An 18,010-nucleotide genomic window follows, 5' to 3' on the forward strand; every position below is an offset into this window, starting at 1 on the left:
CCATTGAGCCACGGCCTACGGCGCAATAGCATCGAAAACCATGTGCACAGTGCCGTGGTACTGGCCGGACGGATAACCGCCGGCCGGCTTGATGGCGGCGATTTCCAGATCCACGATCTTGCCAATAGTACCCGCGTCGGCGGCTGACACCACTTCCCTGGACTCGAGGTTCAACTCCACATTGTTGAACTTTACCCGTAGGTCGATGCGCTCGCGACCGTCGGACAGGTAGGCCAGCTCCCCAAGGCGGGCGCCAATGGCACCGTTGGCATTCTTTACACGATAAGGAGCCCGCAACGGTCCTAACGCTCCGGTGTTTGAATTGTAGGGTAGCCTCTGTTCCACGAAGGTCAGGCTCGGATCGACCGGCCACACATGGAATCGATCCGACGGGGGGACGAAGGAAACTTCAAAGGTTTCCCGTTCAACCGCGCCCCAAGCCATGAAACTCGAGATCATCAAAAAAATGCAAAGGGTCGGACGTGCCAATGTCTTGGACATAATGATTACCTGTAGCGAACGACGGCGAGCCATTAGCCCTTGAACTCGATTTCTTTCTTTTGCTCACCCTCGACCAAGGTGAAGCGGTATTCACGCCCCGGCTGCTTGTCGATGGAAAAGGTCCGCCCGGCCATGACGTGATGCTTGGTGCTCGGCTCGCAGTCGTTCGCTTTCAGGACCGAACAGTTCTTTAACTCGTCGATCACCACCACACTATTGCCGTTATTACGCAACGAATAGCGACTGTCGGTGCTATCGATGACGGTCTCGAAACGGGTGTCCTTGGGGCGAACGAAAAACACCGTGCCGTAGCCGGCCAAGACCTTGACACCAGCCTCCATGCGTTCTTTCTTGTATGCCTCGCGCTCCTCGGCGCTGACGGCGAACTCGTCCTCGTCCTCGGGCACCACCGGCACGAAGCGCAACCTGAAGTAGCGTTCCTTGCTCCGATCGCCCATGAACAGCAAGCGGGTGCCCTGCACGCCGTTGGCCGGCACGATCAGGCGCGCCGGGCTCGCCATCAGACCATCGCGGGCGATGACACCGGCCTGATTCTCAACGGGCACTTCTTGAAAGCTGCCGTCGTCGTTGTAAATAATCTCCAAGACACTGACCTTGACGAACGCGGTAGAGGTCCCGCCATTGAACACCCGCTTCATGTAGGTGCTCTTGTCACCTTGGAGGTAGTCATACACCACTCCGACACTGATCTGCGGCCCGGCCAGAGCCATGCCGCTAAACATAGACAGCCCGATCCATACCCATAAATGCTTCATCACGTCTTTACCTTATGTATTAAATGCAACTCACGGACACTGCCAGCTGGCGGGCCATTCAAACCTCTGAATTCCAAATCACCGTGACGGTGCCGATATTGGTGCCGTCGTAACGCAAAGATCTATTGGGGGATGCCTCGAAATGTAGGGTTGCGGGTTGGCGATCGATATATTTGAGTGGGCGAAAATCGTTGGTGAAGGCTGTCCCTGGTGCAAGCCAGACGTGATTGGCCGGATACTCAGCTCCATCGTGTACCCACACAGTGCCAGGTAACGTCACATAGAGATCCAACTGAGTCCACGCGTTGTTCACGGTGTTCGATAAACCGCACTCGCCTTGGAGGCCGGTGCATTCAAGGGTTATCGAGAAAGGCGAAGACGTCGAGATATAGAACAGCTGATCCTGGTACAGCTTCGGCGTAGATCCGCCAATCCAGGTTGACCAGCCCCCTCTAGGCGCCAGATCGATCCGGTTTCCTCCCGGCGGCACTTCAATCTTGAGAATATGTTCGACATCCAGCGTGAAATTGAGTGTGAGCACCGGATCATTGGGGATCACAACATCACCGAAATCGAAATCCTGGCCCGGCCCTACGCTAAGCGTCAGCGAACCCTGGTAGCGGCCGCCGGCCATTCCGATGGGTTTGGGCGTGCGCAACTCGTAGGCAAAGCTCATGCCGTCGTAGGACAGACGAGAAATCTGATACTGAGACCGCTTGGTACAGACGCCTTCTGTTGGCGTCCCCCAGAAAAATCCCTGGGGCGACAGGTTGTTATTGCTACCGGTACATGGCGAGGGTGCTTGCCAAAAAGGAGAACCAAAAATCATTGGCCTGGCGGCTGGCTCATCGACGCCGCCACCGACGATTTCGCTCGCACGAGGGGTAAGCCCAATGCTCCCGCCGATCCCGACCACGCGAAACTCAAGCGTCTCGGTACGGCCCGTACCGGTATGGGTGACCTGCACCTTACGCCAACTGGCCGGGGCTTTAAGCATCACACCTTGCCGGACGTCTTCATGATTGGCTTGGACAGGCCCGCCTGCCGCCCCCACGGCCCAACTCAGGCTGGCGATCCCCGCCGACTCGCAGTAGGCGGGAAATTGCGCGCAATACCCGCTGTTTCGCGTGGTATTGACGAATGTGTTCTCGCGGGGTTTCGAGCTATCGGCCTTGAAGCGCGCGGTGATATCCAGCGTGGCGGCATTGACAGCCGGCAAGCCGGCCAACCAGGCCACCGCAGCCGCGCCGCTTGCCAGTCTCCTTAAAAACTTCATCTATACAACCTCATGCATCAAAGCGAATCGTTGCGAGCCATCGCCGGAAAAGCGCAATCCCGGCATTCAAGCGGCTCATGAAGGCCGTTTGGCCGCGCCGGCATCGGTAATCGTGGTATCGGCCAAGGTGTCTGGCGTACAACGCAAGTCACCGATCAACAACACATCCTCCTCGTGGCCGGCGCTGTCCGGATCGAGACGGAACTGGCAGAGCAACTGGTTGCCGTAACGCACTTCCAGCGTTGGCGAGCCGGCATTCATTTCCATGGAGAAGAACCCGTCCACCTCGCTGACCCCGCGACTGGCGTGGTTGATCACGTGATGGCCCTTGAGCGGTTGCCCCTGTTCGTCCAGCAGGCGACCTAGCACGGTCACGGTTTTCATCACGCTGATCCGGCGGTAGTCCACCCCGCCCTTGTTCAGGTGATAACGGGTGCGCGACGGCGCGATGTTCGCCGCCGGTGGATGCACGCCATCGAAGTCGAAGGTGACCATGCTGTTCTGATAGGCGGTGATCGGCACGAAGTTACGGCCCGGATGCAACACGGTGCTGCCACCGGTCAAGTCGTCGGCGCGCAGGACGACATCCTCCAGGTCGGTTTCCACGTCGACGATCATCCCCGCGCCGCGCCCCTGGGGCTCGCCAGTGAACGCGGCCTTGCTGCCGCCGACGGCCACCGTGCTGCTCAGGTTCAAGCCGCCGGCCAGGTTGTCGTTATAGGACGAGCGCTGGACAAAACCGTCGCCATAGAGAGCGTCGGTCTGGAAACTGGCGAGGCCGGACAGGCCCACGCCATAGGTGTCGGCCAGCACCGTGCCGGAGACACTCTGCAAGACGTGGTCCTCCAGGCTGCGCCGATAGGACAGCGAGGCATTGTTGTCCCGCTCGCCATCGCGCGAAGTGCGGGTGCCTACGCTGCCCGACCAGTACTCGCCCCGCCCACCCAGCGCAACGCTGACACTCAGGTCCAGACCACGATTACGTTTGTCGCCGGTGCTCGACGTACCGGGGCGGTCAAACATCGACAACCGCCAGTTGGCGTCGCTGCCGCGCAGCTTGCCGCGCTGGGTCCAGCCCAAGTCCAGCCCCGTGCCCTGGACATTGCCTTCGCTGTAAGCGAGCCGGCCATTGAGGGAGGTCTTGTTGCTCAGGCGATGATTGACCGACAGCGACGAATTGCTGGTCTGGCCGATGAACACATTGCGCTGGCGGATGCGGGTGCCGTCGGGCAAGGTCTCGTAGGTGTTGCGGGTGTCCAGCCAACTGCGGTTGTGGCTGGCTACCACGCTGCCATGGCCGTAGCTGTACAAGCCCTGCACATCCATCCCGGTGCCGTACTGCTGGGTCTGATAGACGTTGGCGTACAGGCTGGTGCTATTGCCCAGTGTCCAGTCCACCGACGTGCCGACTTGCAATTTGTCCTGCACCTGCCGCGTGGAAGCGCCCAGGATCACCCGGGGATGGAGCAGGTAATTGACCCCTAGCCCAGCCGTGTTGAAACCCGAGGGCTGCTCTTCCCAGTTGCTCCACAACCGGGTTTCGCGTCCGGCGAACAGGTTGTAGCGCCAGCGGTCCTCGACGTTGGTCCAGTTGTTGGGCTTGTAGACCAGCTCCTGGCTGGTGGCGGTGGTTTGCCCGTCCTCGAGCAGCCGGACTTCCACTTCATAGATGCCACCGGGCAAAGACCGGGTGTCGAGGCTCTGCAAACCGGCGCTGACCGCTTGAGTGTTGATCAACAGGCCGTTGCGATAAATCTCCACCGCCGCCTGACGACTGGCGGTGACATAAATGGGGTAGACGCTGGGTTTCGGATTGTCGATCGCCAAGCTGTCGGAACTGCCATACATCACGCCCAGCGCGGTGTCGGGGTTGGCGCCGAACGCGCGAATCTGGCGATTCAAGCCATCGGAGCCGGGGGTGAAATACCCCAGGCGAAAAAAACTGCCTTCCAGCTCGCGCTGGGTGTAAAGCTCGTGGACGGCGTGGTACAGCTTGTCGTCCGGGCCGCCAAGGCGAGACAGCTGGAGGTCGAGCGATTGGCTCCAGTTTCCGAGGCTGGAACTGGCGTTGAGACCATAACGCCCGCCGGTGTCCTGTTCCTGGCCGCCATTGATATTGAGTTGGTTATTGAAGATCAGGCCGAAGCTACCGTCTTGCGGTTGATCATGATAACGCTTGGTTTCGCTGGTTCGCTCCACGTCCCGGGTGAGGATCGAGACCAAGGAATTTTCAAGGCTGTAATGTATCGCGAGCAACCCTGACACGCAGTTGGCTTCGCATGCGCCCAGCGGCTGCCCTCGCTTGAGCAATTGCTCCCATTGATCACGCTCGACTGGTTTTATCAGGCTGTCCTGGGTGTCGGTGAACTCGAGCAAGGTGACCCGATCATCCCGGGTCAAGACCACCATGGCCTCGCCGAGATAGCGTTGATTGAGTTCAACACGAACCGCCAAGGGCACGTCAAAGAAGTGCGATTCGAACTCCGCCGGCAGTCCCTTGGCCTGGGATAACAGGCTTGTCGGCGTCGTACCGGGGGCAGTCGGCGCGGCCAATGCGTTCGCGCATAACAATAGCGCGAGCGCACCCGCGATGGGTGTCATCGAAAACATCAACGGACTCTCATAATCAGCGAGTGATCAGGGCGTTTCAGGTACAGGCCGGTCGGTTGGGGAGGACCGGCCGGCCTGCGGTCATGCCATGGAACGGATGAGTTCCATCAGGCAATCGATGGCATCACGGGCGAGGTACCGCGTCGAAGATGACCGTCATGTCAGCGACATACCGGCCAGTCTGGTTGGCCAAGGGCTTGGCCGCGGTGATCACCATGTCAGCGGTGGTACCGGGGTCGACGATGCGTCGTCCACCACTTCTTGAGACGTGGCGGTCAACGTGACGCCGTTGAAGGTGGTGGTCAGGCCAATGCTGTCGCTGCCATTGGAGAGCGACTTCGGACCGCCGTCGATGTAGGCATTGACCGAACCGTCGGTGTTCTTCACGTCGAAAACCTGTCGCAACGGAGTCAAGGTGCTGCTAGTCGGGTTGTAGCCCATGTATTCGTCCCTACCGAAGTCCGGGTTGCGCGGCAGGACGCGGAACGAATCGGTCGGGATGTCCGCAGTGATATGGATGGACGAGCGTGCATCATCAGCAGCGAATGCCCACGACGAACTCAGCGCGGCGGCGGTCAGGGAGGCAGCGGTTACGAATTGCTTAAGCATGTTGTTAACACCTGTTCTTAGCGTAAATAGAAGGTTGGGCTTGCAGACCAAGAGCAACTTGGCCCGCCTCTCCAACGCCGAGCATGATCGGCTTTCCTCCGCTAAAAAAAAGCAGGCAACTTCCTATAGCCTTGTAGTAACTCCAGCATACGCAAGAGCGAAAAATACGCCGTTATTTATAAAACTTAAGTTCCGCTGTCAGAAACTGCCCACATTTTAAGTTTTCACCATTTTCATCATTGGAAATCCATGCCGCCGCCCCGCAAACATTGAGCTTTGATGTAAGGTCCGCTCCCGCCGCCCAACTAACCTCCGACGAAAACAAGATATATCTCAGCTCGCAAAAACCTCAAGCAAAAAGATATATCTTTTATTGGAGATATATCTGGGTGCTTTTTCTATATGCAGAACGGAGACAGCATATGAACGTCCTTTATTCCCAACCCGACTCTTGCTCCAAACGTGAACACGACGGTTTCGAACGACGCCCTACTGGTTCGCGAGGCAGCAAGGCCCCCCGGGTGTTCGCCCCTGGCGATTTAAAAGTATTATTGCTCGCGCTGATTGCCGAACAGCCCTGCCATGGCTATGACCTGATCCGCCGGATCGAGAACCTGTTCGATGGCGCCTACAGCCCCAGCCCGGGCGTGATCTACCCGACCCTGACGTTTCTGGAAATGAACGCCTTGGTCAGCTGCAGCGTCGAAAATGGAAAAAAAAGCTACAGCGTGACCGATGCCGGACGTCTATCACTGAAGAACCAGGCCGAAGCGCTGGATGAAGTGCACTCGCGCATCGAAATCAGCAAGCGCACATTGCGCGGCCATGACCGCCCCCCGGAAATCCATGAAGCGGTGTATAACCTGCGGCATGCATTGCAAATGCACCATGGCCGTTGGAGCCCTGACGAAATCCTGCGGGTGCGCGACCTGCTCAACGACACCGCCAAAGCCATTGTCGACGGCCCTGGCCGTCCAACCGTTTCGGAGTAGAAGCATGACTGGAGTCGATCCAAACACCATCCACCGCGTCAACCACGAGATCAAACGTCGCCGCCTGCAAGTGCTGCGGGTGGTCGACCTGACACCGCGTATGCGCCGCATCACCGTCGGCGGTCCGGAACTGGCCGGGTTCGCCAGCCTGGGCACGGACGACCATGTGAAACTGCTGTTCCCGCAGAACGCCGAGGAACAGGCCGCCCTGGATAATTTCAACCCCAGCGCGGGCAAGGCCCAAGGCCCGATGCCCGAGATGCGCGACTACACGCCGCGCCGCTATGACCTGGAAACCTTAGAGCTGGACATCGATTTCGTGCTCCACGGTGACGGCCCTGCTTCGACTTGGGCCGCCCAGGCCACGCCCGGTCAATACCTCAACATTGCCGGGCCACGGGGATCGATGATCGTGCCGGACATTTTCGACAGCTACCTGCTGGTCGGCGACGAAACTGCCCTGCCGGCCATTGCCCGCCGCCTCGAAGGGCTGGCGCCCAACCGGCGTGCGCTGGTGGTGGTGGAGGTGGAAAACGGCGCCGAGCAGCAAATCCTCCAGAGCCCGGCGCAGGTGCACGTGATCTGGGTACTGCGCGAGGGCCGCCAGGACAACCTGCTGCGCACCGTGCAACAGTTGGACATGCCTGGCGGCAAGCTGTACGCCTGGGTCGCGACCGAGAGCAAGGTGTCGCGGCAGATTCGCAAGGTGTTGCTGGAAGAGAAAGGGTTGGATCAGGATTTTGTGAAGGCGGTGGGGTATTGGAAGCTGGATGACAGTGAGGAAGATTGAGGGACTGGCGGTACCTGAAGTACCCTCCCTACACTGACGCCGCCAACACCTGTGGCGAGGGAGCTTGCTCCCGCTGGGCTGCGCAGCAGCCCCCCAAAGCAGTCACCTCGATCTATCTGATCCACCGAGTTGTCAGGTTTTTGGTCTGCTTCGCAGCCCAGCGGGAGCAAGCTCCCTCGCCACAGGGCTATCACTGTCCTTTAATATTTTATCCATCCCCACCAGGTACCCCGCCCCATGCTTTTCCTGCTCGCCTACATCAGCAGCGTCGTGCTGATCAACTTCGCGTTTTCCGCCGCGCCGCACCTGGACATCATCTGGTCGGCCTGGGGCGGACTGGTGTTTATCCTGCGGGACATGGTGCAGACCCGTTTCGGCCATGGCGCCATCGTGGCGATGCTGGCGGCGCTGGTGTTGTCCTATGTGACATCGGACCCGACCATCGCCCTGGCCAGCGCCACGGCGTTCGCGGTGTCCGAGTGCATCGACTGGCTGGTGTTCACGATCACCAAGCGCCCGCTCCATGACCGGTTGTGGATCAGTTCGGCCCTGAGTATTCCCCTGGACACGTTCATTTTCTTCGGCCTGATCGACGCCCTGACGCCCGCCGTGGTGATCACCGCCCTGCTCTCGAAATTCGCCGGGGTCACCGCCGTCTGGCTGATCATGGCCTGGCGTCTGCGCAAACAGGCCGTCGCCGGCTGACGCGGTTCATGTAAAATGCCGCGCTTTCTCCCATGGGAAGCTCGCCCGGCGCGCGCCCCCGATGATCCGCTCCTGTTTGAGGACCTTCAGATGACCCGTATCGGAACCCCATTGTCGCCCACCGCGACCCGCGTTTTGTTGTGTGGCAGCGGTGAGCTGGGTAAGGAAGTGGTGATCGAACTGCAGCGCCTGGGCGTCGAAGTGATTGCCGTGGATCGCTACGCCAACGCGCCGGCCATGCAAGTGGCCCACCGCAGCCATGTAATCAACATGCTCGACGGCGCGGCCCTGCGTGCGGTCATCGAAGCCGAGAAGCCGCATTTCATCGTGCCGGAAATCGAAGCCATCGCCACCGCCACCCTGGTGGAGCTGGAAGCGGAAGGCTTCACGGTGATTCCTACGGCCCGCGCCGCGCAACTGACCATGAACCGCGAGGGCATCCGTCGCCTGGCCGCCGAAGAGCTGGGCCTGCCCACCTCGCCGTATTTTTTCGCCGACACCGTGGAGGACTACCGCAAGGCCGTCGAGACTCTGGGTTTCCCGTGTGTGGTCAAGCCGGTGATGAGTTCCTCGGGCAAGGGCCAGAGCCTGCTGCGCAGCACTGATGACGTGCAGAAAGCCTGGGACTATGCCCAGGAAGGCGGCCGTGCCGGCAAGGGCCGGGTGATCATCGAAGGTTTTATCGACTTCGACTACGAAATCACCTTGCTCACCGTGCGTCACGTCGGCGGTACCACGTTCTGTGCACCGGTCGGCCACCGTCAGGAAAAAGGCGACTATCAGGAATCCTGGCAGCCCCAGGCCATGAGCCCGGTGGCCCTGGCCGAATCCGAGCGCGTCGCCAAGGCGGTGACCGAAGCCCTGGGTGGTCGCGGCCTGTTTGGCGTCGAGCTGTTCATCAAGGGTGACCAGGTGTGGTTCAGCGAAGTCTCGCCACGCCCGCACGACACCGGCCTGGTGACGCTGATTTCCCAAGACCTGTCGCAATTCGCCTTGCACGCCCGCGCGATCCTCGGCCTGCCGATCCCGTTGATCCGCCAGTTCGGCCCTTCGGCCTCGGCGGTGATCCTGGTGGAAGGCCAGTCGACCCAGACCGCCTTCGCCAACCTGGGCGTGGCCCTGAGCGAACCGGACACCGCCCTGCGCTTGTTCGGCAAGCCGGAAGTCAACGGCCAGCGCCGCCTGGGCGTGGCCCTGGCCCGCGATGAATCCATCGAAGCCGCCCGCGCCAAGGCGACCCGGGCTTCCCAGGCCGTGAAAATCGAACTGTAAAGCCCAGGGCTGAGTTCAAGTCCTAGGCTGAGCACGATCCCCTGTGGCGAGGGAGCTTGCTCCCGCTGGATGCGTCAGCATCCCCTGCGGTGGGATGGCTGGCAAAGCAGGGGGCCGCTTCGCAGCCCAGCGGGAGCAAGCTCCCTCGCCACAAAAGCTCAGAAGCTCAGAAGCTCGGAGGCCTGGGTTCACAGAGACTCCGCGCTGCTAAAAAAAGGCGACACCCTTGCGGGTGTCGCCTTTTTCATGAACGCCGGTTGGGCTTAATCCGGCAGCTTGTAGGCAATTACATGATCACCCTGCTTGGTGCCCAGGGAACCGTGGCCGCCGGCAACGACCAGCACGTATTGCTTGCCGTCCTTGCCGGTGTAGGTCATCGGCGTGGTCTGGGCGCCAGCGGGCAGGCGGCCTTCCCACAACTGCTTGCCGTTTTTCACGTCGTAGGCACGCAGGTACTGGTCCAGCGTACCGCTGAGGAACGCCAGGCCGCTGCCCGTGGTGAACGTGCCACCCAGGCTCGGGACGCCCATGCTCAGCGGGATCGGAACCGGCGAGCTGTCGCGCACGGTGCCGTTCTTGTGCTTCCACAGGGTCTTGTTGTTGGTCAGGTCCACGGCCGCGACATAACCCCACGCAGGCGCCTGGCACGGCAGGCCCATGGGCGAGAGCAGCGCTTCGAGGATCACGCCATAGGGCGCGCCCTTGTTCGGCTGCACGCCTTCGGTTTCGCTCTTGCGACCCGGGCCACCGGCCACTTCCGCCGCCGGCACCAGTTTCGACTTGAACGCCATGTAGCTCGGGTTGACGAACGCGATCTGGCGCACCGGATCAACCGAAATGCCGCCCCAGTCGAACACGCCGAAGTTGCCCGGGTAGACAATCGAGCCTTGCAGCGACGGCGGCGTGAACATGCCGTCGTAACGCAAGGACTTGAAGTCGATCCGGCACAGCATCTGGTCGAACGGGGTCACGCCCCACATGTCGCGTTCCTGAAGGACCGGCGGCACGAAGTTCAGGTCGGACATCGGCTGGGTCGGCGAGGTGAAGTCGCCTTCCACCGCGCCTTGCGGCACCGGGATCTCCTTGATCGGCACGATCGGCTGGCCGTTGCTGCGGTCCAGCACGTAAATGCTGCCCTGCTTGGTCGACGCCAAGACGGCCGGTTTAACGCCATCGGCAGTCTTCAGGTCCATCAGGGTCGGTTGACCGCCGACGTCCATGTCCCACAGGTCGTGGTGGGTGAACTGGAAGTACCAGCGCACCTTGCCGGTGGCGATGTCCAGGGCGGTCAGGCCGGCGGCGTATTTCTCCGATTCCGGTGTGCGGAATCCGCCGAACTGGTCGGGGGTCTGGTTGCCCATCGGCAGGTAGAGCATGCCGAGTTTTTCATCGACGCTGAACATGGACCACATATTCGGCGAGTTGCGGGTGTAGGTCTTGCCTTCGGCAATCGGCGTCGTGTCGTCGGGGTTGCCGCTGTCCCAGTTCCACACCAGCTTGCCGGTGTGCACGTCGTAGGCACGGATGACACCGCTTGGCTCGTCGGTGGAAACGTTATCGGTGACGTGACCGCCGATCACCACCAGGTTTTGGGTGACCGCCGGTGGCGACGTGGAGTAGTAACCACCCGCAGTGAAGCCACCGATATTGGCGGTCAGGTCGACCTGGCCCTTGTCGCCGAAGTCTTCACACATCTTGCCGGTGTCGGCATTGAGGGCGATCAGACGGGTGTCGGCGGTCGGCAGGAAGATCCGCCGTGGGCACACGGTGCTGGCCGGCGTGGTGCTGGCGGTGCCGGTCGGGCTCTGCTCGGCGGAGGCGTACACGGCGTCATCGTGGTAGGTCACGCCACGGCAGGTCATGTGGGCCCAACCCTTGAAATTTTCCGCTTTTTGCGTGGAAAGCTTCGGATCGAAACGCCAGATTTCCTTGCCGGTCTCAGGCTCCAGGGCAATCACCTGGCTGTGAGGCGTGCACACATAGAGCATGCCGTTGACCTTTAGCGGGGTGTTTTCGGCGGTGGTTTCACCCGGGTCGTTCGGCCCTGGCAGGTCGCCGGTGCGATAGGACCAGGCTTCCTTCAACTTGCCGACGTTCTCAGGGGTGATCTGCGCCAGCGGCGAATAGCGGTCGCCATGGGCACTGCGCCCGTAGGAGTTCCAGTCGCCTTCCGGCATGGCCGGTGCGGTGTTGGCCATGCCCGGCACGCTGTCGCGGTCCAGTTGGCCCTTGATCTCACCCGGGTTAGTGAACTGGCTGGCGAGCGCGGCGATACCGGCGATGACCACGGCGGCACCCAATGCGCGGGTGCCCATGGCCGAGGCATCGGCGGCCAACAGCGGGCGACGGAACCACGGCAGCAACATGACGATGCCCAGGGCAAACAGCATCGCCAGGCGCGGCACCAGCTGCCACCAGTCCAGGCCTACTTCCCAGAGTGCCCACACGGTGCTGGCGAACAGCACCAGCGCGTACAGGCCCAAGGCCGCGCGACGGGCCATGATCAGCAACACGCCGGTCAGCGCCAGGCCGATACCGGCCAGCAGGTAATACAGCGAGCCGCCGAGCGTGCTCAGCTTGATTCCTCCGGCCAGCAGGGCCAGGCCCATCAATAGAAACAGAATGCCGAGCAAGCTCGGTAGCAGACGGCTTCGACTCAAAGCACCCTCAGTGCTCATAGTGTGATTCTCCGTGTCGTTTTGAAGAGTCCCGCGCAAGTAGTCACTTTAGATGACGATCTTGAGGGGCCATGGTTCAGTTGGAAAAAGGCAAATTCGGTTGCCGCGATCCCTGTGGGAGCGAGCTTGCTCGCGATGACGGCGGGTCAGTCGGCTGACAGGTTGAATGTGCAATGGCTATCGCGAGCAAGCTCGCTCCCACAGGAGCCCATTGAGACAGCGCTGTCTTTCAGGATCTGAACATTGAGCATTTTTTGATCTTTCAGCAGGGAGTGAGCTGTACGCAGAGGCTCTGGCACCCCAGAAGAAGCGTTTCAGCAGGCGGCGCAAGGATAATGTCCAGTTACAAATAGAGAAAGCGCTTTTATTGACATGAATCATCTCGGATTCAGTAACAGTGCGCCGGGCTCGGGAGGTCACGATGAAGGCTATGCTTTCCACCACAAGGGCACCTCGGCTAAGGTGCGCGGCTTTACCCTTTTTCCCGCGAAGGCCCCCGATGACCGAACCCAACAACAACCCGCTGCACGGCGTGACGCTGGAGCAGATCCTCAATGCCCTCGTACAGCATTACGAATGGTCCGGCCTGGCTGAACGCATCGATATCCGCTGCTTCAAGAGCGACCCGAGCATCAAGTCTAGCCTGACCTTCTTGCGCAAGACGCCTTGGGCGCGGGAGAAAGTCGAGCGCCTGTACATCAAGTTGATGCGCACCAAACGGCCGGTCTGAATAGCCGTGGGGCTTGTGAAAGGTCCTCACCTCACCCTGCGACAGCGCTTCGTGTCGGTGGCGGCGCTGCTGGCCTGGGCGGGGTTGAGCATCCAGCTGTATCTGATTCTGCTGGGCCGCTGGGAACTGGGCGCGAGCCTGCTGGGCGGGTTGGTGAGTTTCTTCAGCTTCTTTACGGTGCTGACCAACCTGTTGGTGGCGGTGGTGCTGACCTGGGAGCTGACCCCGCGCCCCTCCCCGGCCCGACGCTGGTTCCTCAGGCCCAGCGTACGCAGCGGCATCGCCGTGAGCATCGCCCTGGTCAGCCTGGCCTACAACCTGTTGCTGCGCCATCTCTGGCAACCCGAAGGCTGGCAATTCGTGGCCGATGAATTACTGCATGACGTGGTGCCGTTGCTGTACATCGCCTATTGGTGGCGGTGCATGCCCAAAGGCAGCTTGCGCCTGGGCCACATCGGGCTATGGATGATCTACCCCCTGGTCTATTTCGCTTATGTCCTGCTGCGCGGGGATTTGCTGGCGGCCTACCCCTACCCTTTCATCGACGTGGCGAGCCTGGGTTATCCACAGGTGTTCATCAATGCCGGGGGGATATTGGCGGGGTTTGTCGGGATTGCGCTGGGGGTGGTGGGGGTGGATCGGTGGTTAGGCATCAAGGAAAAACCCTGACCCCCTGTGGGAGCGAGCTTGCTCGCGATAGCGGTGGATCAGCTTGAGGCATTGTTGAATGTGCCGCCGCCATCGCGAGCAAGCTCGCTCCCACAGGGGTTTGTGTTCACAAGTGGATATCACCGCCTCGCCGGCAACATCCACACCAACCCACTGGCCTTGGCCCGTTCATGACACAACGCCAAAACCGCGCGCCGCTCCTCGTTGTCCATCCGGCTCCAACGGGTAATCTCGGCCACGGTGCGCTGGCAGCCGGTGCAGATGTCGTCATCGTCCAGCGCGCAGATATTCACGCAGGGCGACGGCACCGGGCGCTCAATGGCGCTCATGGTTCCTGCTCGACCAGGTCGCGGGCGTAGCGCTGGGCGTTGTGCACATAGTGCGCCGCGCTGGCCACGAGCATGTTCTTCTGGGCCTCGGTCAATTCGCGCACCACTTTGCCGGGCGAGCCCATCACCAGCGAGCCGTCGGGAATCTCCTTGTTCTCGCCGATCAGCGCGTTGGCGCCGATGATGCAGTGCTTGCCGATCTTCGCGCCGTTGAGGATCACCGCGTTGATGCCGATAAGGCTGTAGTCGCCTACCGTACAGCCATGGAGCATGGCGTTGTGGCCAATGGTCACGCCGGTGCCGATGGTCAGTGGATAACCCATGTCGGTGTGCATCACCGTGCCGTCCTGCACATTGCTGTCCTTGCCGATCAGGATCAGTTCGTTGTCACCGCGCAGCACGGCGTTGAACCAGACATTGGCGCCCTCTTCGAGGCGGACCTTGCCCACCAGCGTGGCGTTGGGCGCGACCCAGCTCTGTGGATGGGTTTCGACACGGGCATCGCCCAGGCGGTATTTCATGGGAATCCTCGGGGGCATCAGGTATTGATGAAACTCTTTGGCGGGGTATGCAGGTCGATATCGGCGTCGTACAGCAGGTTGACCAACTCGACGATCATGATCGCTGTCAGCCCCCAGATCTTGTAACCCTCGAAACGATAGCTGGGCACGTACCAGCTACGGCCCTGGTAGTCGATGCGGTGGGTGTGCTCGCGCGGATCCTTGCGGAAAAACTCCAGCGGCACGCTGAACACTGCGGCGATCTCGGCGTCGTTGGCTTGGTATTCGACGTAATCCGGGATCACGCCGACGTAAGGCGTGACCTTGATTCCATGCAACGAAATCAGTGGACTGAGGGGACCGATCACCTCCACCAGGCCGGGGGGCAGGCCGATTTCCTCTTCCGCTTCGCGCAGGGCGGTGAAAATCAGGTCGGGGTCTTCCGGGTCTCGACGTCCGCCGGGGAACGCCACTTCGCCGCCGTGGGTCGACAGACCGCTGGCGCGCAGGGTCAGTACCAGCTCCGGCTCATCACTGCGAGTGATCGGCACCAGCACCGCCGCTTCAGGGAAACGCCGATCGGTCTCCAGATCGCGCGGCGTGTGGTTGGTTACTCGATGCAGTAGCTCGTCCAGCATGAGACTTCTCGATTTATTCGCTGCCTAGCATCATGCACCAATCACGCAAGCGGCCCAAGCCCCGGACCGCGTCATGTCGCGAAACGACAACTTGCCGATACCGCCCCGTACACGCCAAGATAGGCGCAGCCTCCAGGAATCCAAGCATGAAATTCTGCAGCCAGTGCGGTAACCCGGTGACCCAGCGCATACCCGAGGGCGACTCGCGACTGCGCTTTGTCTGTGACACTTGCCATACCATCCATTATCAGAACCCCAATATCGTTGCCGGATGTGTACCGACTTGGGGCAGCAAGGTCCTGTTGTGCCGACGCGCCATCGAGCCACGGCGCGGTTATTGGACACTGCCAGCGGGCTTCATGGAGAACGGCGAAACTGTCGAGCAGGCCGCGGTGCGCGAAACCGCCGAGGAAGCCTGCGCCCGGGTGCGTAACCTGAGCATCTATACGCTGATCGACGTCCCGCATATCAGCCAAGTCCATGTATTCTTCCGCGCCGAGCTGGTGGACGAGGATTTCGCCGCCGGGCCCGAAAGCCTGGAAGTGAAGCTGTTCGAAGAGGCCGACATTCCCTGGGACGAGCTGGCTTTCCGCACAGTGGGCCGTACCCTAGAATACTTCTACGCTGATCGGCGAGCCGAAGACTATCCGGTGCGATCCGAGTCGATACCGCCGCTGGCCCAGCCTGCCAATACTTGAAAATCCAATATAGCCGCGACACCTCTAGGGATATCGTTTCAATGCGCTGGTTGCTTGTCCTGTTCTGCTTGTCGTTTACCGCTGTGTCCCAAGCCGCTGCCGTGGGCACCTACAACGGCAAGGTCATCGAAAAAGTGCTGGTGCTAAAGTCCGCCCATCAATTGCAATTGATCAACGACGGCAAGCCCCTCAAGACCTATCGCATCTCCCTGGGCAAGGGCGCCAAGAAAGGCCCCAAGCTGATCGAGGGCGACAAGCGTACCCCCGAGGGTTTCTATTGGATCGACTGGCGCAAGATCAGTGACCGGTTCTATTTGTCGATGCACATCTCCTACCCCAACATCAGCGACGCCGCCCGCGCCCGTCGCGAGGGCGTTGAACCGGGCGGCATGATCATGATTCATGGCACCCCGGATTCGGAAGAGAACCCCGAGCAGTTGTTCCACACCCTGGACTGGACCGACGGCTGCATCGCCATGCGCAATGTGGACATGCGTGAGGTGTGGAACCTGGTGCCGGATGGGACGATGATCGAGATTCGGCCTTAACTCATTTTTCCATGCGCCGACGGAGCTCTTGTGGCGAGGGGATTTCATCCCCTCGCCACAAGTTACGTTGGCATCAAGTCCGAAGCTCAACCCGGTCCAAGGCCTTGTTCGCCAGCAACGTCCCCAGTTCGATCATTTGCGCCACCCCCGACGCCACATGCCGCCGTGAGCCGTCCAAATCAAACATGAGGTCGCTAAGTACTGCATTGGCCGAGGCCAGGGTTTCGCTGAGGTTGGCTAGCAGGGTTTCGGTGTCAACGCTGTCCGATACGGTGAACAACTGCACCGAGGGTTGGGGTTCTGGTTCGCTGTCGTCGGGTTTGAGGTAATGATCCATCGCGCGGTCGGCGGCTTCTTTCAGCTTGTCGGGGGCGTAGTCGCCGTAGGGGAAGGTGGAGGCGGGTTTGGGAGGGTTGGGGGTTTCTTTGATCATTTAGAGCTCCTGATTCAATGGAGCCACCACTTTTCGCGGTCAAACAAAAAAGGGCAGCTGTACGCGGGTTGACCGACCGGGAATCAAGAAAACCGGCACGTCCGAAGACGTCCCACGCACAGCTGCCGCGACACGATACCTCAGACGGAAGAAAAGCGCCTGAACTAGGTCTTGGAACGCTGGCGCGTCTAGATTTCTCGGACGGTCAAATCCGGTCGCTGAATTGGCAGCGACACCCAAAGGCTAGAGTCCTCGCTTCCGAGGGACAACCTTAAAAACATGTCGGAAACTTCGGTGCGTCTGACAGACCGTCCACTTGATCATGGATGTTTCAGACAAAATTCCAGATAGGCTTTTTTGGATTGAATTGGGTACATATCCATTGCTGCGGTAACGGCCACTTAGGGTTCCGCCCTGACGGCGGCTCACTTTTGAGAAGCGCAAAAGTAAGCAAAACGCTTCTGCCCCACCACTTGGCACCTCGCCTAGGCTCGGTGTGCCCTCACTCCGGCATTGCTCCGTGGGCCGCCGCGAAGGGCCATCCATGGCCCAGCGCGGCTAACCCGGCATCCATGCCGGGTTGCCCACTCCACAATGCCTGCGTGCGGCCAGCGTGGTTAACGGGGCGCCCGAGATCAACGTCCTCCCCGAGGCGGCCTGATAGCCGACCTGGTTCCTGATCGGACTGCGTTTATCCTGTGGGAGCAAAGCTTGCTCGTGATGACGGTAGCCAATCCAAATCTGGGTAACTGAACTACCGCTATCGCGAGCAAGCTCGCTCCCACACTGGATCTTCAGCAGACACAAATTCATGTGTGCACCCAGTCCCCTGTGGGAGCGAGCCTGCTCGCGAAGGGGCCGGCACATCCAACATCTTCATTAACTGAGCCACCGCTATCGCGAGCAGGCTCGCTCCCACAGTGTTTACCGTGGATCAATCTGTGCCGTGATGGCTGGGAAGGCTTTTGTGGCGAGGGAGCTTGCTCCCGCTTGAGTGCGTAGCGCTCATCGCTTTTTTGGGGCCGCTGCGCGCCCCAGCGGGAGCAAGCTCCCTCGCCACAGGACCCTGCCGTTCCCAAAACCTTTGTGGATATTCAACGTCACCGCAAAGCAATGCCTAGGCGAGGCACCGAATGGTGGGGAGAAGCGTTTTGGTTACTTTTGACTGGGGCGGCTTCCGGGCTTCTCAAAAGTGACCCACCGTCAGGGCGGAACCCTAAGCCGCCGTGACCTTAGCAACGGATATACACACAAAA

At 60.5% G+C, this 18,010-nt stretch carries 17 protein-coding genes and 1 pseudogene; 8 read left to right on the forward strand and 10 right to left on the reverse strand.

Annotation, left to right across the window (positions count from 1 at the left end):
- Positions 1 to 15: 15 nt before the first annotated feature.
- From ACLH0I_RS23520 to ACLH0I_RS23540, 5 genes and pseudogenes are all read right to left on the reverse strand, one after another.
- On the reverse strand, positions 16 to 501 hold the full coding sequence (locus ACLH0I_RS23520; RefSeq protein ID WP_411385525.1) for a CS1 type fimbrial major subunit: 486 nt from the start codon (positions 499 to 501) through the stop codon (positions 16 to 18).
- A 32-nt stretch (positions 502 to 533) separates the two neighbouring features.
- Entirely contained in the window at positions 534 to 1,277 is a 744-nt protein-coding gene (locus ACLH0I_RS23525; RefSeq protein ID WP_411385526.1) for a molecular chaperone, read from the reverse strand.
- Between the two features lie 58 nt (positions 1,278 to 1,335).
- Complete coding sequence (locus ACLH0I_RS23530) at positions 1,336 to 2,553, reverse strand: hypothetical protein (protein ID WP_250962449.1); 1,218 nt, start codon at positions 2,551 to 2,553, stop codon at positions 1,336 to 1,338.
- A gap of 75 nt (positions 2,554 to 2,628) precedes the next feature.
- Entirely contained in the window at positions 2,629 to 5,163 is a 2,535-nt protein-coding gene (locus ACLH0I_RS23535; protein ID WP_411385527.1) for a CS1-pili formation C-terminal domain-containing protein, read from the reverse strand.
- A 124-nt stretch (positions 5,164 to 5,287) separates the two neighbouring features.
- A pseudogene (locus tag ACLH0I_RS23540) lies at positions 5,288 to 5,772 on the reverse strand (CS1 type fimbrial major subunit).
- A gap of 422 nt (positions 5,773 to 6,194) precedes the next feature.
- Here ACLH0I_RS23540 and ACLH0I_RS23545 point away from each other — a divergent pair.
- The 4 genes from ACLH0I_RS23545 to purT all read left to right on the forward strand — a co-directional run bounded on the left by ACLH0I_RS23545 (position 6,195) and on the right by purT (position 9,531).
- Positions 6,195 to 6,764 (forward strand): PadR family transcriptional regulator, encoded by a 570-nt coding sequence (locus tag ACLH0I_RS23545; protein WP_250962446.1) that lies wholly within the window; start codon positions 6,195 to 6,197, stop codon positions 6,762 to 6,764.
- A gap of 4 nt (positions 6,765 to 6,768) precedes the next feature.
- Positions 6,769 to 7,554 (forward strand): siderophore-interacting protein, encoded by a 786-nt coding sequence (locus ACLH0I_RS23550; RefSeq protein ID WP_411385528.1) that lies wholly within the window; start codon positions 6,769 to 6,771, stop codon positions 7,552 to 7,554.
- A gap of 237 nt (positions 7,555 to 7,791) precedes the next feature.
- A complete protein-coding gene (locus tag ACLH0I_RS23555) occupies positions 7,792 to 8,259 on the forward strand; it encodes a preQ0 transporter (protein WP_186709959.1) in 468 nt (155 codons plus the stop codon).
- Positions 8,260 to 8,349: 90 nt separating this feature from the next.
- A complete protein-coding gene (purT, locus tag ACLH0I_RS23560; RefSeq protein WP_186709961.1) occupies positions 8,350 to 9,531 on the forward strand; it encodes a formate-dependent phosphoribosylglycinamide formyltransferase in 1,182 nt (393 codons plus the stop codon).
- Between the two features lie 263 nt (positions 9,532 to 9,794).
- On the opposite strand, the gene ACLH0I_RS23565 is transcribed toward purT, so the two are convergent.
- A complete protein-coding gene (locus tag ACLH0I_RS23565) occupies positions 9,795 to 12,209 on the reverse strand; it encodes a glucose/quinate/shikimate family membrane-bound PQQ-dependent dehydrogenase (RefSeq protein ID WP_411385529.1) in 2,415 nt (804 codons plus the stop codon).
- 499 nt (positions 12,210 to 12,708) lie between these two features.
- On the opposite strand from ACLH0I_RS23565, the gene ACLH0I_RS23570 reads away from it, so the two are divergent.
- Both ACLH0I_RS23570 and ACLH0I_RS23575 read left to right on the forward strand, forming a co-directional pair.
- Positions 12,709 to 12,939: a VF530 family DNA-binding protein gene (locus ACLH0I_RS23570; protein WP_003205228.1), complete on the forward strand. Its 231-nt coding sequence runs from the start codon at positions 12,709 to 12,711 to the stop codon at positions 12,937 to 12,939.
- A gap of 15 nt (positions 12,940 to 12,954) precedes the next feature.
- Positions 12,955 to 13,608, forward strand: coding sequence for a Pr6Pr family membrane protein (locus tag ACLH0I_RS23575; RefSeq protein ID WP_411385530.1), 654 nt, complete (start codon positions 12,955 to 12,957; stop codon positions 13,606 to 13,608).
- 119 nt (positions 13,609 to 13,727) lie between these two features.
- On the opposite strand, the gene ACLH0I_RS23580 is transcribed toward ACLH0I_RS23575, so the two are convergent.
- The 3 genes from ACLH0I_RS23580 to ACLH0I_RS23590 are packed head-to-tail and all read right to left on the reverse strand — an operon-like array spanning position 13,728 to position 15,075.
- Positions 13,728 to 13,937, reverse strand: coding sequence for a DUF1289 domain-containing protein (locus ACLH0I_RS23580; protein ID WP_411385531.1), 210 nt, complete (start codon positions 13,935 to 13,937; stop codon positions 13,728 to 13,730).
- Positions 13,934 to 14,458, reverse strand: coding sequence for a gamma carbonic anhydrase family protein (locus ACLH0I_RS23585; RefSeq protein WP_250966038.1), 525 nt, complete (start codon positions 14,456 to 14,458; stop codon positions 13,934 to 13,936). The genes ACLH0I_RS23580 and ACLH0I_RS23585 overlap by 4 nt, the downstream gene beginning before the upstream one ends.
- A gap of 17 nt (positions 14,459 to 14,475) precedes the next feature.
- Positions 14,476 to 15,075 (reverse strand): CoA pyrophosphatase, encoded by a 600-nt coding sequence (locus ACLH0I_RS23590; protein WP_250966037.1) that lies wholly within the window; start codon positions 15,073 to 15,075, stop codon positions 14,476 to 14,478.
- Between the two features lie 146 nt (positions 15,076 to 15,221).
- On the opposite strand from ACLH0I_RS23590, the gene ACLH0I_RS23595 reads away from it, so the two are divergent.
- Together ACLH0I_RS23595 and ACLH0I_RS23600 are read left to right on the forward strand one after the other, a co-directional pair.
- Positions 15,222 to 15,773, forward strand: a complete 552-nt coding sequence (locus ACLH0I_RS23595; RefSeq protein WP_092205380.1) for an NUDIX hydrolase — start codon at positions 15,222 to 15,224, stop codon at positions 15,771 to 15,773.
- Between the two features lie 41 nt (positions 15,774 to 15,814).
- Complete coding sequence (locus ACLH0I_RS23600; RefSeq protein ID WP_250966036.1) at positions 15,815 to 16,321, forward strand: murein L,D-transpeptidase family protein; 507 nt, start codon at positions 15,815 to 15,817, stop codon at positions 16,319 to 16,321.
- Between the two features lie 73 nt (positions 16,322 to 16,394).
- Here the strand turns inward: ACLH0I_RS23600 and ACLH0I_RS23605 are convergent, their stop codons facing one another.
- Complete coding sequence (locus ACLH0I_RS23605) at positions 16,395 to 16,754, reverse strand: DUF6124 family protein (RefSeq protein WP_411385532.1); 360 nt, start codon at positions 16,752 to 16,754, stop codon at positions 16,395 to 16,397.
- Between the last annotated feature and the right edge of the window lie 1,256 nt (positions 16,755 to 18,010).

The sequence above is a fragment of the Pseudomonas sp. MPB03 genome, from assembly GCF_046605385.1.
Lineage (GTDB): Bacteria > Pseudomonadota > Gammaproteobacteria > Pseudomonadales > Pseudomonadaceae > Aquipseudomonas > Aquipseudomonas zanjanensis.

Bases quoted from the DNA above. Each gene is read 5' to 3' on its own strand.
- ACLH0I_RS23590 (WP_250966037.1), bottom strand. From the start codon at position 15,075: ATGCTGGACGAGCTACTGCATCGAGTAACCAACCACACGCCGCGCGAT.
- ACLH0I_RS23535 (WP_411385527.1), bottom strand. From the start codon at position 5,163: ATGTTTTCGATGACACCCATCGCGGGTGCGCTCGCGCTATTGTTATGC.
- ACLH0I_RS23555 (WP_186709959.1), top strand. From the start codon at position 7,792: ATGCTTTTCCTGCTCGCCTACATCAGCAGCGTCGTGCTGATCAACTTC.
- ACLH0I_RS23570 (WP_003205228.1), top strand. From the start codon at position 12,709: ATGACCGAACCCAACAACAACCCGCTGCACGGCGTGACGCTGGAGCAG.
- ACLH0I_RS23530 (WP_250962449.1), bottom strand. From the start codon at position 2,553: ATGAAGTTTTTAAGGAGACTGGCAAGCGGCGCGGCTGCGGTGGCCTGG.
- ACLH0I_RS23565 (WP_411385529.1), bottom strand. From the start codon at position 12,209: ATGAGCACTGAGGGTGCTTTGAGTCGAAGCCGTCTGCTACCGAGCTTG.
- ACLH0I_RS23580 (WP_411385531.1), bottom strand. From the start codon at position 13,937: ATGAGCGCCATTGAGCGCCCGGTGCCGTCGCCCTGCGTGAATATCTGC.
- ACLH0I_RS23595 (WP_092205380.1), top strand. From the start codon at position 15,222: ATGAAATTCTGCAGCCAGTGCGGTAACCCGGTGACCCAGCGCATACCC.
- ACLH0I_RS23525 (WP_411385526.1), bottom strand. From the start codon at position 1,277: ATGAAGCATTTATGGGTATGGATCGGGCTGTCTATGTTTAGCGGCATG.
- purT (WP_186709961.1), top strand. From the start codon at position 8,350: ATGACCCGTATCGGAACCCCATTGTCGCCCACCGCGACCCGCGTTTTG.
- ACLH0I_RS23550 (WP_411385528.1), top strand. From the start codon at position 6,769: ATGACTGGAGTCGATCCAAACACCATCCACCGCGTCAACCACGAGATC.
- ACLH0I_RS23520 (WP_411385525.1), bottom strand. From the start codon at position 501: ATGTCCAAGACATTGGCACGTCCGACCCTTTGCATTTTTTTGATGATC.
- ACLH0I_RS23545 (WP_250962446.1), top strand. From the start codon at position 6,195: ATGAACGTCCTTTATTCCCAACCCGACTCTTGCTCCAAACGTGAACAC.
- ACLH0I_RS23605 (WP_411385532.1), bottom strand. From the start codon at position 16,754: ATGATCAAAGAAACCCCCAACCCTCCCAAACCCGCCTCCACCTTCCCC.
- ACLH0I_RS23585 (WP_250966038.1), bottom strand. From the start codon at position 14,458: ATGAAATACCGCCTGGGCGATGCCCGTGTCGAAACCCATCCACAGAGC.
- ACLH0I_RS23600 (WP_250966036.1), top strand. From the start codon at position 15,815: ATGCGCTGGTTGCTTGTCCTGTTCTGCTTGTCGTTTACCGCTGTGTCC.